Origin of the sequence: Sporolactobacillus terrae DSM 11697 (assembly GCF_000648615.1) — a bacterium.
GTDB classification, from domain to species: Bacteria; Bacillota; Bacilli; order Bacillales; family Sporolactobacillaceae; genus Sporolactobacillus; species Sporolactobacillus terrae.
In genome coordinates this window covers 15,183-34,445 of the sequence record NZ_JFZC01000012.1, presented here as the reverse complement: position 1 = coordinate 34,445, position 19,263 = coordinate 15,183, and the positions used below count along the sequence as shown (strand labels likewise).

Below are 19,263 nucleotides of genomic sequence, written 5' to 3'. Positions count from 1 at the left end.
CCGTTTAGGGCAAGAGGTGCTGATCCTTTAGAAATTGAGTCACTTTTTCCTTTAATTCGGCTTTATCAATAATACTGTTCAGTACAGTAACCTTTTCTTTTCCCAATTTCTCTGCCGCCTCCGCTAAGTCTTGACCGACAAAGAAATGATCCGCTGAACCTGACGTTGCGCTCCCCATATCAAAGTGCGTCACTTCAAGCACATCCTCGCTTATCCCCAATTGATTTAAAATGGTTTTGATATTTAATTCGATCATGAAGCTCGAACCCAATCCTGATCCACACACCGCTGCAATTTTCATTTTTTCTCCTCCTCTTCAATAATTGATAAAAGATCTTCTTTTGTTTGTGCCTTTAATAATTGCTCAAGCGTAGTCGCTTCGCCAAGAAGCGAAGCTAATTCCGACAGCGCTTTCAAATGTGCCGTATTGTCCACAGCCGCTAAAGTAAAGAAAAGGGTTACCGGGTGATTCTGATCAACCAAATCCACCGGTTTATCCAATTTAAGCAGTGACATACTCAGATGATTCACCCCTTTGTCAGGACGCGCATGAGCAAGCGCCACCCCTTTGCCAATATTAATAAACGGGCCATGTTGGTTAACGACTTCAATCATTGCGTCAATGTATTGCGACGTAACCTTTCCTTTTTTCAAAAGCGGTTCTGCACTCTTTTGAATGGCTTGCTTCCAGTTCATCCCCTGGTTTTGAGCCACTTGTACCGTGTCGCGCGTCAGCAATTCACTCAACATTGGCTGATAACCCCCTTTCGCATCGCGATCCGGATTACTGAACAGCTGAATGAGGCCCTCTTCTAATCCAGCGAAGTCCGTCACTTTTGCATAGTCACACACAACATCCAATATGGAGGCGACCAATTGATTGCACCCCATATCAAATGGAACAAGCGCATCAGATAAAATTTTTAAATCGTGTTGATCCGGAAGGGCATGAACGAGCATCACTTTTTTATTTTTAATCGGAAGAGAAATCGTTGAAATGACAATACTTTCCTTTACTTCCGACCGCTTCATATAAGCGCGTTCCGTAATCGGACCTTCAAAGCTGACAAATGGAAACATCGATTGCAGTTTCTGTTTCAAAATGCTTGCCGTTCCAACCCCGCTGCTGCATACAAGAAGTACTTTATGTGCCGGAGCAGTGTCTCCTTTATTTCGATTCAATCGGTCGATCTCTGCGCCAAAGTATAATGAAATCAGCGCAATTTCATCTTCACTTATTGGGCGCTCGCAGAAATCTGCAAAGGATACAATCGAAAACTTAGTAAATGAAAAGACATCACTGTAATTCTTCTTTATTTGTTTTAACCATCTGTTTTTATAGTTCACCCCATACTTCACGCGGTAGTAACAGGCGAGCAGATGCAGATACAAGTTTTTCTTCAATTCCTCTGTGTTTTCAAAACGCATACCCGAAATGTATTGAAAGCGTTTAAGACTTCTTCAACTTCATTTTCTAAGCCAATGAATCGTTGCGGCGCGTCATTCGATTCCGAACTGATATAATTGATTTGGCTGCTCAGCAGCAGAGCTTCAAGATAAAACACATCCCCTTCATAGTGCGCCGCATTTCTGCCGTATCGGTTAAATAATTGGTGGATCATTGGATATTCCGGATCATTCCGAAGAACATTTGCTTCGTAGCATTCAGCAGAAGACATCACATTGCCATTTGCAAGTCGAGACATAACAAAGGGGATAAAAAAAGTCAGAACATGAAGCGTATCATCAGAAAAATGTTTGCCGGTCAAACGTTCAACATCTTCGATCCATTCAAACGTTACTGTCACATTCCGCTCGAGTTTAACAAATTCTTCGACCATGAGTGCCGTTGTATTTTTCTTTAACTGTTTAAAGAATGCCAAATGATTTTCAATCAGTTCATAAAACCACCATCGAATGTCCGCTTCGTTTCCAGAAACGTTGTATCCTTTACTCGTCGTACTCGTTAATGTCAGCTTGTATTTCTCTAATTTTTTTCTGACCCATTGAATATCAGACAGTACGGTATTTCTTGAAACATTCTGCACCTCGGCCAATTGGTCTACGGTCACTTTCTTCGTACTGATTAAGCAAAGAAAAGGATCAATGATACACCGCTCATCTTTTGAAAAATTGATGATTGGCTCTGGATCAGCATGCGGATTCTCTCGAAGTTTCAGCTTCGTGTTTCGTTTTAAATAGTAGCCAGCACGTCGTACATTTTGAATAGGCTCTAAGTCTTGTTTCATCAAATCGTGATTAATCGCATCAAAAATGTAATACAAAGTTCTCGGTGAAATTTTGAATTTCTGCGTGATCGCTTGAGTAGACAAATACCCCTCATGATCAAGCAAATAGTGTAGAACCAACTCTTTTTTATTAGCGCTTACATTTTTACTCAACCCTTTCTCTCCCCTTTTCGTTCTCAATAATACACCTTCGTGCTTTCAAAGAAAGCGCAATCAGTGCAAAGAAGTTTATGCACGATTGGGCCCCGCAATGCGTGTAAAATAAAAACCCCCCTCCTGAAGCATCAGATTTCATCTGACCTTAAGGAGGGGGGTTGGTCGACGTATTCAATTCATTGTGCCGTTTCATGGGTTACTTAAACCCCTTATTCTCCAGCACGGTGACTTTCTTTTGCGAGGTACGCCCGGCCTTCTTCGTATAGGCAACCAGTTTAATGAGATCTTTCCAGCACTGCTTTGCGCCGAACGTGAGCAAAGGCACGCCGATAAAATCGATGTGCATCCAGCGCGAACATAGGCCCCCCATGGTCATCGCAAACGGAACCGTCGGGGATGTATTTGAGAAAATAATCTTTTCATCGCCATGATACTTTTCTGCAAGCAGTTCGGCTAAGTGAGTCATCGCTGGAAGCACATGCTTTCCCGGACCGCGCCCAACCGTATAAACGGCATTTCCTTCCTTATCCACACCATGAAAGATGAATTTTCCCATATCCGATGCATTCAATTGATTGAAATACGGCACTTCAAGAATTTCTTGGGAGGTCAGTTTCCGATCATCTGGAATCAAATTCAGATGATAGGCTGCCGCAAGTGATGTGGTGTGAGTGCCGCCGAAATCATTATAGATATAAATCACCCGAACACCTTCTCATTGATCAATTTCAATTCTTCATTGATTATTGCCATGAATCGGTGCAATTAATCGATACCTAGACGCCGTGCCTCGTACTGTTCTTATCCGATCGTTTCCGTACTGAGTATCAACGGCTTCACAACAATAAACCTTCTCACCCTAACAAAACATCCACCTGCGAACTTAGGTGGAGGTTTTTAACCTTTATATGCGCTAAGCGAACCAAACGAAATCCGCGCCATCCAATGCAAAGTTGCCTTAAACACTCTGTGATTGCGCGGAAAAACGGCTGAGAAAGTTCATGGTCCGTTGATGTTTCGGTTGATTGAAAAGTTGTTCCGGTGCTCCCTGCTCGACGATCTGACCATCCGCCATGAAGACAACACGATCAGCAATATCACGTGCGAACGCCATTTCGTGAGTGATGAGCAGCATCGCCATCTCCTCTTCTTCAGCGATCTCACGAATCACGCCCAATACTTCCTCAACGAGTTCTGGATCGAGCGCCGATGTAACTTCGTCAAACAGCATGATTTTCGGTTTCATGACAAGTGCGCGAGCCATAGCAACGCGCTGCTGCTGCCCCCCTGATAGTTGCGCCGGGTAGGCCTTGCATTTGTCAGCTAAACCTACTTTTTTCAGCAGCTTGACGGCTTGCTCCTTGGCCTCCTGCTTTGTTCTGCCCAGTACATGAACCTGCGCCTCCATAATGTTGCGCAAAATCGTCATATGCGGAAAAAGATTAAAGTGTTGAAACACCATGCCAATTTGCCCGCGAACTTTGCGCAAATGACTCGCGTTAGCTTCCATAAGCCGCCCATTAACGTTGCGGTGCCACAACAGTTCTCCGCCGACTTCAATCGTTCCTTTCGATGGTTTTTCCAAAGTCATCAGCATGCGGGCAAGCGTCGTTTTTCCCGATCCGCTCGGTCCAATCATGGCGACCTTCTCGCCCGGATATATATCAAAGTTAATGTCACTGAGCACTTCTGTTGCCCCAAACCTTTTGCCGATATTACGGTATTTAACTAATGGTTCGCCCGCTACGTGTTCATTCATGAGAACCATTCCTCCTTTTCATTAAATGGACTGACCGAAACGCTGCTTGATTCGCTTATTGATTACCCCCACAATCAACGAAGCCGGATAACTCAGCACTAGAAAAATAATGCCGACATCAGTAAACGCCTCGACATATCGGAAGGAGGCCGAACCAATCATTTGAGCCGTTTGTACCATCTCAACAAGGGATATTGCCGACAGCAGCGGTGTTTCTTTAAACATAACAATGAAGTAGTTGCCCAGCATCGGGATGATCGGCGGAATCGCCTGCGGCATAATGATCTGCGTCCATATTTTCACTCTGGAAAAGTTCAAAGCAGAGCCGGCTTCCCACTGTCCTTTCGGTATCGCGTCGATCCCTGTTCGAAATACCTCCGTTAAATAGGTACTGTAATGCAGTCCAAGGCCGAGCACACCCGCCAAAAAAGGGGATAAGGACACGCCGAACGCTGGAAAGACAAAGAAGATAAAGTACAATTGAACCAGAAGCGGTGTACTCTTAATGAATTCAACAAAAGCATTGACGGCAATACGCAAAGGTGTAAAAGGCGAACGTTTGCAAAGCGTCCATAATAACCCGAGCAATGCTGCAATCACAAAACCGACAATCGTCGCTTCAATCGTCACAACCATCGCCTGCAACAGTTGCGGTAAAATCGAAAATGCAAAATCCCAGCTCCACATCGCTTAACCCCTCCCCACGGACAATTTTTTCTCAAGCCAACGAAACGCCAACGTAATCGGATAGGCAACAATAAAATAAAGAATGAGCAGTATAGTAAAAATTTTTACGGTCTCCATTGTAGCCGAACGGAGGGCCATCGCCTGAAAGGTGAGGTCGGATAAAGTAACCAGTGAAACAAGCGACGTCCCTTTTAATAGTTCAATAGTCAAATTGCTGAATGTCGGCAGCATGATCAGAAACGCTTGAGGCAGTATAACCGAACGCATCCGCCGGAACGGCGACATGTTAAGGGCGACAGACGCTTCAAACTGCCCTTTCGGAACGGCTTGAATCGAGGTTTTCACCACGACCGCACCGTATGCGCCATAGTTCAGCCCCAGGCCAAGCACGCCGACCAGCATCGCAGGCAGCTGAATCCCTAGAATCGGCAAACTGAAATAAAGCCAAAACAATTGCACGAGCAGTGAAGTCCCGCGAAAAATTTCAATATAAAGATGTGAGACGATCTTAGCCATTTTCCATTTACTGAGGCTCAAAAAGCCGAAAATAAAAGATAATCCCAAAGCTAGAATGACCGAATAACCCAGAACCTGCAGCGTCACGGCTAGTCCTTTGAGCAGACTATTAAAGATAGCGATGTTTGAGACCACATGTTTCACTCCTTGCTTTGAATGAATAAACTGAGCTGAATGTCTTCACAAGGATGAGCAATGCACCTATTTTCCTATAAGTTCATCGCCAAGATGATCGAACCGTCGCTATGAATATCGCTCATCCTCAAACGATATAAAATGCGTCAACCCAAGCCCTTCTTTTCAAAGATTAATAAATACGACAGAAAGAGAGAAAGGTTCTCTCTCTTTCGATCATTCATCCTTGCTTTCATCATGACGATCGCTATTAATGGTTAAGGACATCTTCTAGCGTCGCATCCCCCGGAAGTTCATCCTCGGTAAAACCATATTTTTTCAAGATTTTGAGCAATTCGCCGCTCTGTTTCATTTTTTCCAACTCTTTATTAAATGCTTCTTTGAAATCATCATCGCCTTTACGGAATACACTAGCCCCATAGCTTCGCACACTCTTACCGTCAATCGTAGGCTGCTTGAAATCTTCGACTTTCTCAACCTTGTTGGACTTTGAAGCATCAAGCACCGCTTTTAATGACGGTCCGGTCATGGTAATCACATCGACACGTCCGGATTCAAGCGCAGACAGCGCACTCGGATTATCATTGAAAATTTTGATTTGACGCGTACTTACACCTGAAGCAGTCAGATATTTTTGTTCTGCCGCTCCGCCCATTACACCGATCGTTGCGTTTTTATTTTTCTTAATATCTGCATAACTTTTGATGTTTTTCGGATTGCCTTTTTTGACCGCAATGGCTTCAGCAATGCTGTAGTCCGGATTAGCAAAATCAACTTCTTTGGCTCGTTCAGGCGTGATGTACATTCCGGCTGTGATCATATCAAAACGTTTTGCTTTAAGTCCTGGAATTAATGAGCCAAATTGAGTCAGTACCCCATCCACTTCTTTAATCCCGAGTCGTTTTAAGATTGTCTTGGCCACTTCTACAGCTTCGCCTTTTAATTTTCCATCGGTCGTTGCATAGGCATACGGCTTTTCATTAGCAAATCCTACCGTAATCCGTCCTGCTTTTTTTGCCTTCTCAAAGGTTGTTTCCCCTTTTGCACCGGACGAATTCTTATCTGCGTTTCCACACCCAACAAGCCCAATGACCATCAATACACCAAGTATCACAATGATTAATTTTTTCATAGGAACACGCTCCTTCGAATTGGAATAGAGGTAATAGCAAAAATAATCTGATTTTTTTCATAGGAACAGATCTACATCGCACCCATGGTTCAGCAAGTTGTCTGTTTTTTATCCGGCATTTGTTCCGGATGATGCAAGCACTCAAGAATCGTACCGGCAAATGCAGTCACACCGATCAGCAGGCTGTTTTCATTAAGATCAAAGATCGGCGCGTGCAAATCTCGTTTCACCCCATCTTCTGTGGCACAGCCTAAGAAAAACATTGCAGAGGGAACCCGAGCCGCCATATGGGCAAAATCTTCACCGCCCAGACCAAATGTATCCGGTCGTATGCACACTTCAGGAAGCAGTCTGCCAATCGCACGCTTCATAATTGGCGTCAACGACTGATGATTATACACCGAAGGCTCTCCGTGATTGATCAACAGCTGATAGTCGCCTCCGAGTGGTTTCACGATCGAAAGCACCGATTCAAACTGCTGAACAAGTTGCGCGCGCACTTCCGGCGAGTAACTGCGGAAGGTTCCTTGAAGCCGCGCTTCTGATGGAATGACATTATTCGTTTTCCCGTCGCCGGCAGCTACATGGCAAACACTGACAACCGCCGGCTCAAGCGGTGACGTTTTCCTCGATACAATACCTTGAAGCGCCTGCAGCACAGAGCCGAGCATCCAGATCGGATCATTGCTGAGATGCGGATAAGCGCCGTGTCCACCCTTTCCTTTAATAATGGCTGTAAACTCATCAACATTGGCCGTACAGTACCCGTCGGGAACAAGAACGACGCCGAGCGGATACTCCGGCATCACATGAAGTGCAAACAAAGCATCAAGCGAATCCAGCACTCCGGATGCTGCCAAATAGTGTCCGCCAGTCTTTCCAAAACGGTCGGTCGTCTCTTCAGCGGGCTGGAAGAGAAAACGCACCGTGCCGGTCAGTTCGCCGCGCTGCCATCGTTCACTCATTAAATGAGCAACTGAGAGCGCAATCGCCATGTGAGCATCATGCCCACATGCATGCATCACCCCTTCATTTTGCGAGCGATACAGGCATTGATTCGCCTCACTGATTGGCAGTGCATCCATGTCGGCACGAACACCGATGGTCGGTCCATCGCCGCCACGGATCGTCGCAATGACCGCTGTTTCCAAACCAATCCCCGTTTTCACACGCATCCCCGGCATTTTAGCTAATTCCGCTTCGAGATATGCAGCGGTGTTTTCTTCATGAAAGCTCAATTCCGGATGCTGATGCAGCTGTCTTCGATAGATGATGGTCTTTTGAAAATAGGCCTTTGCATGGTCCGTGATCCATTGATCATTCATGCAATCACTCCTTAGCGTGTCATGGATTGACAGTACTCCAGTTTCTCAAACGCCTGTGTGAGGTCATCAATAAGATCCTCCGTATCTTCAATCCCTACGGAAATGCGAATCAGTCCATCCGGAATCCCCATTGCCTTGCGTTCCTCAGCGCTACATTCAACATGACTCGTGGTTCGTGCAGGACCATAGGTTGTCTCGACCGCACCAAGATTTGCAGCACGATGAGCAAATTTCAGAGCTGGGAGCAGCGTCTTCACGGCTTCCATACCGTCTTTCAATGAAAAGCTGAGCATTGCGCCGTATCCTTCCATTTGTTTCGTAGCAATGTCGTGATGCAGATGTGATTCAAGTCCGGGATAATACACATGATCAACCGCGGGCTGAGTCTTCAAGTACTTGGCAAGCGCCATTGCACTCTTTGTTTGCTGCAGCACACGCAATTTTAAGGTCTTCATCCCGCGAAGTAATAGATAGGCCGACCACGGATCAAGCGAAGCCCCATTAATTTCTCGATAATGATAGATTTGACGCACCAGCGTTTTTGCACCGCAAACAATTCCGCCTAGTGCATCGGCATGTCCGCCAAGAAATTTCGTCGCACTGTGCAAGACCAAGTCCGCCCCAAGATCAAGTGGATGCTGGAGAATCGGTGTTGCAAATGTATTATCAACGACAACCAGTGCTCCTGCCTGATGCCCAACTTTTGCCATTCTTTCAATATCAGTGATTTTCACCGTCGGATTCGTCGGCGTCTCAAGGTAGAGAATCGTGCACCCTTTCGCTACTTCGGTCTCGATCGATTCATGATCGCCTGTCGTGCACAGTGCAACGTCCACACCAATTTTAGGAAGAAATTCTGTGAAAATTTTATTGGTGCCACCATAAGTATCCTTGATGGAAACCACCCGATCACCCGGCTTCAAAAAGGTGTAGAGGGTATTGCTGATTGCCGCCATTCCGGTCGTAAAGCTGGTTGCGTCCTCCGCCCCTTCAAGTGCTTTCAGCTTATCCTCAAAAGCTTGAACGGTGGGGTTGGTATTGCGGCCGTAGATATGTCCCGGCTTATTGCCGATCGCCACGTCGTACCACTCGTCCATGTCATCGTAATTATACGCAACACTGACGATCACCGGCACTTGGGTCGCATGATGAACGAGCACCTCCTTTTCGCCGGCCCAAACGGTCTTTGTGCCTACTCCCGTTTTTCTCTCATTCACTAAAATCGCTCCTTTCTTTATCCGTTCGTGCCATCCAATCTGTCTTCACTTAAACGGTCTTCATTTTCACTAGACGCTCAAAAGCATAACGCGCAATCGCCGTATCCTGCACACCGGTTCCAGTTAAATCGCAAAGGGTAATCTGCTGATCGTTTTCACGCCCCTGCACTGCCTTGGCCGTTAGCGCGCCGAGTTCAACCATACGTGCATCTTCGTTTTGCAAAACTCCGTGATCGGCAGCATGATGCAATTCTCCATATTTCAAGCACTGCGCTTTCACATCGCATACGATACGATCTGCCTTGCGGAACACTTCTGCGTCAAGTTCCTGCTTCAATTCGGTGTCCGCGCCCATTGCCGTAAGATGCAGCCCTTCATGAAGCCATTCGCGTTGAACGATTGGCTCCCGTGACGGAGTTGTTGTCACCACCACATCGGATTGCCTGACCACTTCCTCTGCAGGAGCTGCTTCACAAGCAATTCCGAGTTTTGCACTCATTTCGCCAATGTACGCATCGACCGCTTCAGCTCTGCGTCCATATACGAGCAGCCGTTTAAATGGGCGCATCATGTGCAGCGCCTCCATTTGCAGCCGCGCCTGCACGCCGGTACCAATAACACCGGCGATTTCAACATGCGCCTTAGCTAAATACTTTGCTGCTATCGCACCGGCGCATGCCGTTCGAATATCGGTCAAGTATCCGTTATCCATCAACACTGCCTCAGGAACGCCGGTTACTGAGTGAAGCAGAATCATCATTCCGCTCAAACTGGGGAGCCCAAGCGTCTTATTATCAAAGAAACCGGATGACACTTTTATTGCAAATGTGTCCAGACCTTTCATATAGGCAGTCTTGACATCAACCTCGCCATGATGTTCCGGTATATCGATACGCATCATCGGCGGCAGCACGACCTGTCCTTGACTAAGCTGGGTAAATCCTTCCTCCACTTGTTCAATCGCTGAGTGATTCAGGCAAACACAACCGCGAATCTCGTCCTCATTAAATAAGAACACGACGACCGCTCCTTTATGGTTTTATAAATAGTTTCCGTGGAAAATCGGCAAATGGCTCACAGCCGTTTTCAGTAATGCGAATTGCTTCTGTACATTCGAAGCCAACATCATCCATCCATATGCCGGGCATGAGATGAAACGTCATGTTGGGTTTGAGTAGGGTTTGATCCCCTGGTCGAAAACTTGCTGTATGTTCGCCCCAATCCGGCGGATAGTTTAAGCCGACCGAGTATCCGGCGCGAGATTCTTTCTCGAACCCATATTTATGGATGACCTTGCGCCAAACCTGTTCCACTTCTTCACCGGTCATCCCCGGCTTGATTGCTGCAAGCGTTGTATTGATGCCTTCAATGCAGGCGCTGGACAGATCAATCATCTTTTTTGAAGGCTGACCCAGATATACGGTGCGCGCCATTGGCGAATGATAATGCTTATAGGCACCGGCAATTTCAATAAGTACAGGGGTATTCGTTTCATAGCGTTCATCCGTCCAGGTCAGATGCGGTGTAGACGTATGTTCCCCAGACGGAAGCAAGGGAACGATTGCCGTATAGTCGCCGCCATATTCCTCTGTCCCGACAATCTGCTGATGGACAATGGCCGCAGCAACATCACATTGGCGCGCACCGACCGCAACCTGTTCAATCCCTTTTTGCATCGCTTTCTCTACAATCTTTGCTGCCTTCTTCATAAAAGAAATTTCTGCATCCGACTTAATGATGCGTACATAATTGACAAGATTTGTTGCATCCTTGAAGGCTGCATCAGGCAGTCCTTCTTTTAATTTGACATAGCTCTGTGCTGAGAAATAGTAGGCATCCATCTCCAAACCGATCGTACGCTTGGATTGACCGATCTCCTTCAAAATGCTGCATACAAAGTCCATTGGATGTCTTTCGGTAGTCTGAATATGATCTTCCGGATACGGAATCACATGATTTTCATCGAGCCACGTGGTTGCTTTAGCACCATTCGCATCTTGCGCTCGTCCGATCCAGAACGGCTGATCTTCATCAATCAACAGGACCAGCAATTGCGGTACGTAGAATGACCAGCCATCATACCCTGACAAATAGTTCATATTTGCCGGATTACTGACCAAGAGAACATCGATTTCCTTCGCTTGCATGCTCTGTTTCGTTTTCTTTAATCGTTCATTAAATTCGCTTAGCTCAAATGACAACATGGTTCTCCCTTCCATTCGTGTTAGATTTTTTAACGCTGGGCGTTTGATTTAATATCATCATCTTATCGAACTCGGTATTTTCCGACTATTATTAATAGTGTAAGAACATTTACCTCCGCTTTCTGTCATTTTATACGATGGACAGTGCGCGAACACTTCTATAAAATAGAAACATTAAAATAATTCAAATTATTGATGTCAGATTAACTGACATATCAGTGAAACACTTTATTTTAAGGAGACGCGATCATGAACGATGAAATGCAAGCCCTTGTTAAACCGAAAATCACAGTCCACGACATTTGGAAAGCGCGAAAAACGATTACCCCCTACGTTCACAAAACACCGCTTGTTTACGCTCCTTCGCTGTCACAGAAGTCCGGCGCAAAGATCTATTTAAAATATGAACATCTGCATTTAAGCGGCGCGTTTAAATTAAGAGGCGCAATCAATGCGCTGTGTCATTTATCAGAAAAGCAAAAATCCCAAGGCGTTACAACATTTTCTACCGGAAACCATGGCATTGCTGTTGCGATGGCTGCGCAGCAGCTGGGTATGAAAGCGACGATATGTGTCTCCAACCATGTGCCCAAATCCAAATCGGACTTCATCCAATCGCTCGGTGCGGAACTGAAGCTTACCGGTGCGTCTCAAGATGACGCAGAAGCAGCATGTTACCAGTTGGAGCGCGACAAAGGAATGACTATCATCCCGCCGTTTGATCATCCTGAGATCATTGCCGGTCAAGGAACGATCGGCCTGGAAATTCTCGAAGACCTCCCAGATGTGAGCTGCGTGATTGCCGGCCTTTCCGGCGGTGGCCTGCTGTCAGGAATCAGTCTTGTCATGAAGCAGACGAGCCCCAATATTCGAACGATCGGTTTATCCATGGAAAAGGGCGCTGCAATGTATGAAAGCCTCCACGCAAACCATCCGGTGACGGTCAATGAATCGCCAACACTCGCAGATAGTCTTCTCGGCGGAATCGGTCAAGAAAATCATTATACGTTCCCGATCATTCAAAAAAACTTGGACGAGGCGCTGCTCATTCCCGAAGCGACCATCGCTAAGGGCATGGCCCATTTGTTTGCCCATCAGCACATCATCGTTGAAGGTGCCGCAGCGATCTCAACCGGCGCTGTCTTGGATCATTATCTGACGTTCAACCCAGGCGACCATGTTGTGCTCATCATTAGCGGCTGCAATGTCGATTTGAATGCCCATGCATCTGCCATCCGCCCCTATCTCGATCAGGTCTGAACCGCCCGCTGAATCGATTCACTGAATGAAAGGAGACAAATTTATGTACTATTCAGTTGATCAAGTCCTTGCCCAGCCCTTAATGGGAAAAGCTAAAGTCTTGTCAGGCATGCGTTTGCTAAAACAATGTCCCGTCGAATCCGTGTCAGTGATTGAGCAGCCCGTCGAAAAATTTGTCAAAAAAAATGAGTTGGTCCTAACCACAGGGATTGGTTTTGACCGCGCCCCGGAAACATTCGAAAGCTTCGTCCAAGAAATTTATGCATCGCATGCATCAGCACTCGCCGTTGCAACCGGACGACATATCAAAACAGTCCCCCATCAAGTGATTGCTTTTGCGCAAAACAAAGGCTTTCCACTCATTCAGCTGCCTTGGGAGATTCGGTTCTCCGATGTCATCAAAAATGTTTTAAGCGGCATTAACCATTGGGAAGAGTTTATGATGCACCAGTATAAAAAGCTGCAGCGAGAAATGATCAACGCCTATCTAGAGGGAAAATCAATCCATGAAGCGCTTCTTGTCATGGAGCACTTCTCACAAGCACATATCTATATCTTGCAGCGAAGAAACGAAACAATTTTCTCTACTGCTCCTGAACGGCATCCTCACCACCCAAGCCTTCATATCAATCAATTAATCTTGGACAAACCATCCGTCATGAACACGGCTTGGGGATCGCGCGCACAAATTTATCCCTTTGAAATTCTTAACCAAAGCAAGGCGGCATTGGTGATCGACTCGGATTCATCTCAACTGCCGATCATTCCGCCGTCCATTCTAGAACAAGCCATCATTGCTCTGCAATTATGGTTTAAAAAACAGCAATTGGCGATCCATCAAAGCAATACGGAAAAAGAACGATTGATCGCGACAATGATCAGTAAAGACTGGAAGAATGGACCCTCTTTTGTCGCTCGTGCTGAACGGCAAAAGTTCAGTCCTACCGAAAACTACTGTTGCATCGTTGGCAAACCCGAACAGAGTGGCCACAAACAAACGGCACAAGACACGAATGATTTGGCCGAGCTTGCCACAAAAACGGCCAAGGAGATCTGTGAATCTAGTCTCTGTGCTTTTCACTCAAAGTATCTCGTCATTTTTTTACGCGCATCAGGCGACAGCCAAGAAATAACCGAAGGCTTTCTTGAACGGTTTGAAGAAAAAAGAAATGGTTATCATTTCCCAATCTTTTCTTGGGGAATCAGTGATCGCCCGGCTAATATTCATGAACTATCAACAAGCTATAAAAACGCATGCATCGCACTTGAAACCGGACGAAGCCGGCACGGGATCGGCACGCGCAGTACTTTTACCGATACGTGTGAATTTCAAATTCTTTCACATCTGTCGAAGAATCGTGCAGCAAAGGACATCGTTCAGAAAATCATCGGTCCACTCGTCGCTTATAATTCAGAGCGCGGATTAGATTTAATGCACACGCTGACCTACTATATTCATCACAATGGCAACGTCAGTCAAACCGCTCGCGCACTGTCGCTGCAGCGCCAATCGCTCATCTATCGACTGCAGAAGATTGAAGGATTAACCGGAAAATCACTCTCTAAATCGGACGATCTGTTTCTGCTGCAATTGTGCGTGAAATTATGGACGATGACGGTTTGATTGCTGCCCATAACAAAAAATCGCTAAAGGGAGCCCATGCTTCCCCTTAACGATTTTTTTAGTTTTCTTTAGTTTACACAAACATCAATTTTACTCAGTGCCTGGTCTAAATCATGAATTAAGTCGTCGGCATCCTCAATACCAACCGACAGCCGAACCTGCCCGTCATAGATACTGACGCGGTGGCGTTCCTCCGGCGTCATGTCGAAGTGACTCATGGAAGGTGAATGCTGAATCAAAGAGTCGACGTTTCCAAGGCTCGTCGCTAAGCTGAATACCTTTGTCGCATTCATCACTTTACGCACCGCATCAATCCCGCCTTTGATATCGGCACTCATCATGCCGCCGAATCCGCGCATTTGTTTTTTCGCCGTTTCATGGCTCGGATGAGACGGGAGTCCCGGATAGTAGACATGATCAATCATCGGATGTCCCTCCAGGAAGTTTGCAACCTTCATTGCATTCTCGCAATGGCGCTCCATGCGCACCCCCAGCGTCTTCATGCCTTGCATGATCTGCCATGCAGCAAACGGATCGAGCACCGCACCAAAGCATTGCAAATAAGGCATCCGCGCTTGATCAATCAATGCCTTGCTTCCCGCAATAACGCCGGCTGTGACCGTTCCATGCCCACACAGATATTTCGTGGCACTGTGTACAACCAAATCAGCACCCAAATCAAGCGGATTCTGGAGATACGGAGAAGCAAATGTGCTGTCAACAATTAATCGAATGCCCTCATGCTGATGGACAAGATCGGCAATTGCTTGGATGTCACTGATCTTCAGCGTTGGATTGGCCGGTGTCTCAACATAAACCAGCTTTGTGTTCGGTCGAATCGCAGCTGCAATTGCTTCTGGGTCGGTTGTATCAACAATCGTATAGTCAACATGAAAATCAGGAAGTACTTTTGTAAACAAAGCAAAGGTGCAACCATAGATCACATCACCAAAAATGATATGATCGCCACCCTTAATCACCGACATAACTGCCGTCGAAATCGCACCAAGCCCCGAAGCCAAACCTAGTGCAGCCTCCGCATGCTCGAGATAAGCAATTTTCCGTTCGAACTCATCCACCGTTGGATTACCGAAACGACTATACACAAACCCCTGATCAATATTCTGATTCAAGTGCACTGCCTCATCAAAGTCATGCAGCACAAACGTTGACGTTTGGTACAACGGACTGACATGCGACCCAAAAGCAACATCCCGACGCTGCTCCGCATGAAGAACATCTGTATTCAATTCCATATACCGGCACTCCTTAATTCGAAGCGAACGTAATCCCGCCTCTTCTATTATTTAACAAACAAAAAATTCTAACGATTTAACGGTTCCATCATACCGAATTTTTTCATGCGTTGTTACCTGCAATATGTATGAAAATCATCTGCGTCGACTCTTCACTTTGTATAGAACATCGAGCGAAATAATTGTATGTATCAACATAATTTTCTGATTATTTATGCTATAATCTAATTGTTTGAGATTTTAGTTAAAAAAGGAGCGGTTGTGCATGTATCGGGACGTTATGAATTTATCGGTGGTCACATTTAATGCGATCTGGGGAGATAAGGAGAAGAACTTGAATCGGATTAAAGGGTATATCGAGAGCGCCGCAAAACGCGGCAGCGACTTTATCGTCTTCCCAGAGATGGCCTTGACCGGCTATGATGATGAAGCAGATAAACCGCTTGAGGAAAAAATGCAATTTAAACTTTCTGAAACGATTCCCGGCGAGGCAACCGATGAAATCGAAAAGTTGACCCAACAATATGGGGTTTATGTTGTTTTCGGTATGCCGGAAAAAGATGCAGCAAACCCTGCCAATCTCTATAATTCCTTAGCTATTTTCTCTCCTGAAGGTTTGGTCGGCGCTTACCGAAAAATGCACCTTCCTGCTCCAGAGCCGAACTGGGCAAAACGCGGCGACAAACCGTTTATTCTTGATACGCCTTGGGGACCGGTTGGCTGCGCCATTTGCTATGACTCCTATTGTTTTCCCGAACTGATGCGCTACTATACTTCCAAAGGCTGCCGATTGTACATTAACAGCACAGCGCTCGCGAAATGCCATGGCAAGGCGCTCGGTACATCGACCTTGGAGGCAGCCGTTATTCGTGAAGGCATCTACATTGCCTCAGCCAATTTAGGCGGAACTGATCTTTACAATGAATTCTGGGGCGGCAGCAGCATTATCGGACCAAGCCGAAAGACTTGGGAACCCTACTATTTCGCCGGACACAAGTTCACCGATGAAATTGCCTGTGAATCGGAAATTTTCACTGCAACCATTGATCTCTCACTCGCAACCCGGTTCCTTTTCAAACACAATCCATCCGTTCAAGGAACCGATTGGCGACCTGATAAATACATCGCCATGTACGAAGAATCCCTGCAAGATGCAAAGTTTGGGAAATAACTGAGAATAGGGAACTAGTGGCAAAAGTTAATCATTCATCAACTACAGCAATGGATCGTGCGAAAGTTGAGTAAATGCGTTAATTACTCCAAAAGCGTGTATAGTGAAGGTAAGAAAAAAGCAAAATAAAATCGCTAAACGATCATAACGCTGCATGAATGACAAGAAATAATCCACAACAGAGTCGAAAACTGGGTGGATTATTTTTTGTTTTAGTGAACGACACTATCCTTCATGCGTGCTTGATATAAAACCACGCGCGGATTAATTAGGCACTTTTATCCCATGTCCTTTTAATTATGTTTCCAAATTGTGAACAAGAGTGGATTAGATTGAAATAATTTACAAATAAATATTTCCATTAATTTTAATATTTAGTATCATTAGGGCGAAGGGAGGTTAAGTTCCCCCGTGCATTCTGATGAGGATGCACTTTTCCACGAACCATCTTGTTTGTCCACTATTTATTCCTTTCATAATAATCGGTAATTCACCGTTGCCGACCTCATAAATCCTCAAAGCCGCAACGCGCACCTTCTCAGATCGAGGGGCTTTAATCTAGATCTGATAACCTCGAAGACACCACGTCAGTCACAACGAAACGGCACTCTTTTCTGTGGAATTCAATAAATCACGTGATTTGCCATTTAGATGAATAGAGCAGCCGATCCGAGCACATCGACGGCTGCTCTATTTGCTTTCAATCGATTTAATTTCTCCGGCTCCACTGCTAGTAGTCCAAGTGAAAATCACTCAAATCGTTCATTACTTCTTTAGTCCCCTTCTTTAGTCCGAGGTGCTTTTCCCCTCATGACTTCACGATCGAAACCTTGTTTGAGCGTACCGGGTGCATAGGTCCTTTGATTCATTCCCAATTCACTTGCCTTGCTGAAGCTGCTCCGATCACATCGAGGGCAGAGGAAAATACCTATGCGGGAGCGGATAGCCGAGACTGTTATGAGCGTGTGCAGCTTCAGTTCATCGTTACGTCGAAGAATCAGGTCCTGCTTCAAATCATCTGCGGTTTGAAGCCGAGGGATTGTGAAGGGAAATAAAAAAACACCTGCATCATTATGGTACAGGTCGATGTGCATGTGCATGACTCATTGATGATTATCTACCAAGCGCTTGGTTGAAAGCATCACGCTTTGTCTTTTAATCGGGTTTGGAATGACTTGCAACGTTGAAGCAATCCGCTACAGCGCTTACATTTAACTTATTAGTTAAACACAATCCCACCGTCAATCAGAATTGATTGGCCGGTAATATAATCGGAATCACTTGAAGCTAGGAATGAAACGAAATTGGCGATATCCTCAGGTTTCTCAGGCCGCCCCAATGCGATGCTCTCAATCGCTTTCTTAAATGCCTCACCCTTCTTGATGCCTTGGTAGTTCGTCATGACGTCATCAATGCGCTCCCACATCCCGGTGCCGACGATCCCTGGACAATAAGCGTTCACCTTAATGTTGAACTGAGCCAGTTCTTTCGCCGCTGCCTGCGTAAAGCCGCGTACGGCAAACTTGGTTGCTGAGTAAAGTCCCATCATCGGGAAACTCTGATGGCCGGCAATACTGCAGGCATTGATAATTTTCCCGCCATTGTCCTGCTGCTTCATTTGTTCAGCAGCTGCCTGAATCCCATACACTGTACCAAATACATTAACCTTGAACAGCAAATCCAGATTTTGTTCCTTCAACTCCAGCACCGGCCCCACATGCGCAACACCGGCATTATTAACAAAGACGTCCGTACTGCCGAATGTGTTTACCGCTTGATGAACAAGCGCTTTTTGATCCTCGGGCTTGGTGACATCGCCGACAAAATAAGCGACTTGGTAGCCTGCCTGCTCAAATTCTTTGACCGTCCCTTTTAATACCTCTTCATTTAAATCACCCAGAACAACGGCAAAACCGTCCTTTGCCAAACGTTCTGCAATACCTTTCCCAATGCCTTGTCCTGATCCTGTGACTACTGCTGTACCTTTTGACATATTCGCAAAACCTCCTGTATGGAACCGGGAGCACTATATCGCAAACGAGCGGTACGCTACCCCTGATAAATGATATTGTGCAGAAGAAAGAACAATACCAATTATTATTCTTTTTCCGCAAACCCAACAAATCCATTTTAGAATGCGCTTACATTTTTGTAAAAAGATATGCTTATTTTTTGTGATTAATGTCATTCACATGTCTTAATAATTATTTCTGGACAGATACCAGGATTTTCACAGAATAAGTCACTTCATTTTGACATAAAAAAATGACTGTGCTGATCCTGAATAAACTGCAGTCAAGCTCCAAGCGCTTCCTGAGTGTGTCACCTAAATCGAACGGTTCTGGATTTTCGCATTAACCTCGACAATTAAACTGTCGTTCATGAGGATTCAGCTTTTCTAATATTGTAATCATTTACCTGCCTAAGTCTATGGTAGTTCAAAATAATTGTGTACTTCCTCTTTATTTTTTGATCTCTATCAACAAATCATATAGTTTATTATAATCTGGAATGAATATACCTTTATAGCCCCCAGGTGGAGAGTTTCTTCCATGTCATGAAAACAGAAACT

17 protein-coding genes are annotated in these 19,263 nt (G+C 45.6%); 3 read left to right on the top strand and 14 right to left on the bottom strand.

Features of this window, described 5'->3' with window-relative positions; translation table 11 throughout:
• Positions 1 to 4: 4 nt before the first annotated feature.
• From AA84_RS0101860 to AA84_RS0101805, 12 genes are all read right to left on the bottom strand, one after another.
• Complete coding sequence (locus AA84_RS0101860; RefSeq protein WP_028975789.1) at positions 5 to 301, bottom strand: PTS sugar transporter subunit IIB; 297 nt, start codon at positions 299 to 301, stop codon at positions 5 to 7.
• On the bottom strand, positions 298 to 1,404 hold the full coding sequence (locus AA84_RS0101855; protein WP_236628049.1) for a BglG family transcription antiterminator: 1,107 nt from the start codon (positions 1,402 to 1,404) through the stop codon (positions 298 to 300). Before AA84_RS0101855 ends, AA84_RS0101860 begins: the two co-directional genes overlap by 4 nt.
• Positions 1,401 to 2,402: a BglG family transcription antiterminator gene (locus AA84_RS0101850; RefSeq protein WP_028975787.1), complete on the bottom strand. Its 1,002-nt coding sequence runs from the start codon at positions 2,400 to 2,402 to the stop codon at positions 1,401 to 1,403. The genes AA84_RS0101855 and AA84_RS0101850 overlap by 4 nt, the downstream gene beginning before the upstream one ends.
• Before the next feature lie 199 nt (positions 2,403 to 2,601).
• Complete coding sequence (locus tag AA84_RS0101845) at positions 2,602 to 3,108, bottom strand: DUF3189 family protein (RefSeq protein ID WP_028975786.1); 507 nt, start codon at positions 3,106 to 3,108, stop codon at positions 2,602 to 2,604.
• A 255-nt stretch (positions 3,109 to 3,363) separates the two neighbouring features.
• Positions 3,364 to 4,164 (bottom strand): ectoine/hydroxyectoine ABC transporter ATP-binding protein EhuA, encoded by an 801-nt coding sequence (gene ehuA, locus AA84_RS0101840; protein ID WP_201770035.1) that lies wholly within the window; start codon positions 4,162 to 4,164, stop codon positions 3,364 to 3,366.
• A gap of 21 nt (positions 4,165 to 4,185) precedes the next feature.
• Positions 4,186 to 4,851, bottom strand: a complete 666-nt coding sequence (ehuD, locus tag AA84_RS0101835; RefSeq protein WP_028975784.1) for an ectoine/hydroxyectoine ABC transporter permease subunit EhuD — start codon at positions 4,849 to 4,851, stop codon at positions 4,186 to 4,188.
• 3 nt (positions 4,852 to 4,854) lie between these two features.
• The gene (ehuC, locus tag AA84_RS0101830) at positions 4,855 to 5,502 is read right to left on the bottom strand and encodes an ectoine/hydroxyectoine ABC transporter permease subunit EhuC (RefSeq protein WP_051577756.1); all 648 of its coding nucleotides are present in this window, start codon (positions 5,500 to 5,502) and stop codon (positions 4,855 to 4,857) included.
• 250 nt (positions 5,503 to 5,752) lie between these two features.
• Positions 5,753 to 6,634: an ectoine/hydroxyectoine ABC transporter substrate-binding protein EhuB gene (gene ehuB / locus AA84_RS0101825; protein WP_028975782.1), complete on the bottom strand. Its 882-nt coding sequence runs from the start codon at positions 6,632 to 6,634 to the stop codon at positions 5,753 to 5,755.
• Positions 6,635 to 6,723: 89 nt separating this feature from the next.
• Positions 6,724 to 7,959: a M20 metallopeptidase family protein gene (locus AA84_RS16840; RefSeq protein ID WP_081791700.1), complete on the bottom strand. Its 1,236-nt coding sequence runs from the start codon at positions 7,957 to 7,959 to the stop codon at positions 6,724 to 6,726.
• Between the two features lie 11 nt (positions 7,960 to 7,970).
• Positions 7,971 to 9,176 carry a cystathionine gamma-synthase family protein gene (locus tag AA84_RS0101815; protein ID WP_028975781.1) on the bottom strand — a complete coding sequence of 402 codons (1,206 nt, stop codon included), beginning with the start codon at positions 9,174 to 9,176 and terminating at the stop codon, positions 7,971 to 7,973.
• Between the two features lie 49 nt (positions 9,177 to 9,225).
• Positions 9,226 to 10,194: a cyclodeaminase gene (locus tag AA84_RS0101810; protein ID WP_028975780.1), complete on the bottom strand. Its 969-nt coding sequence runs from the start codon at positions 10,192 to 10,194 to the stop codon at positions 9,226 to 9,228.
• Positions 10,195 to 10,207: 13 nt separating this feature from the next.
• Positions 10,208 to 11,377, bottom strand: coding sequence for a M24 family metallopeptidase (locus AA84_RS0101805; protein WP_028975779.1), 1,170 nt, complete (start codon positions 11,375 to 11,377; stop codon positions 10,208 to 10,210).
• 252 nt (positions 11,378 to 11,629) lie between these two features.
• On the opposite strand from AA84_RS0101805, the gene eutB reads away from it, so the two are divergent.
• Together eutB and AA84_RS0101795 are read left to right on the top strand one after the other, a co-directional pair.
• Entirely contained in the window at positions 11,630 to 12,640 is a 1,011-nt protein-coding gene (gene eutB, locus AA84_RS0101800) for a hydroxyectoine utilization dehydratase EutB (RefSeq protein ID WP_051577753.1), read from the top strand.
• Between the two features lie 43 nt (positions 12,641 to 12,683).
• A complete protein-coding gene (locus AA84_RS0101795) occupies positions 12,684 to 14,264 on the top strand; it encodes a PucR family transcriptional regulator (RefSeq protein WP_028975777.1) in 1,581 nt (526 codons plus the stop codon).
• A 68-nt stretch (positions 14,265 to 14,332) separates the two neighbouring features.
• On the opposite strand, the gene AA84_RS0101790 is transcribed toward AA84_RS0101795, so the two are convergent.
• Positions 14,333 to 15,520, bottom strand: coding sequence for a trans-sulfuration enzyme family protein (locus AA84_RS0101790; RefSeq protein ID WP_051577751.1), 1,188 nt, complete (start codon positions 15,518 to 15,520; stop codon positions 14,333 to 14,335).
• A gap of 265 nt (positions 15,521 to 15,785) precedes the next feature.
• On the opposite strand from AA84_RS0101790, the gene AA84_RS0101785 reads away from it, so the two are divergent.
• Complete coding sequence (locus AA84_RS0101785; protein WP_028975775.1) at positions 15,786 to 16,691, top strand: carbon-nitrogen hydrolase family protein; 906 nt, start codon at positions 15,786 to 15,788, stop codon at positions 16,689 to 16,691.
• 1,219 nt (positions 16,692 to 17,910) lie between these two features.
• Here the strand turns inward: AA84_RS0101785 and AA84_RS0101775 are convergent.
• The gene (locus tag AA84_RS0101775; protein ID WP_028975773.1) at positions 17,911 to 18,684 is read right to left on the bottom strand and encodes an acetoin reductase; all 774 of its coding nucleotides are present in this window, start codon (positions 18,682 to 18,684) and stop codon (positions 17,911 to 17,913) included.
• Between the last annotated feature and the right edge of the window lie 579 nt (positions 18,685 to 19,263).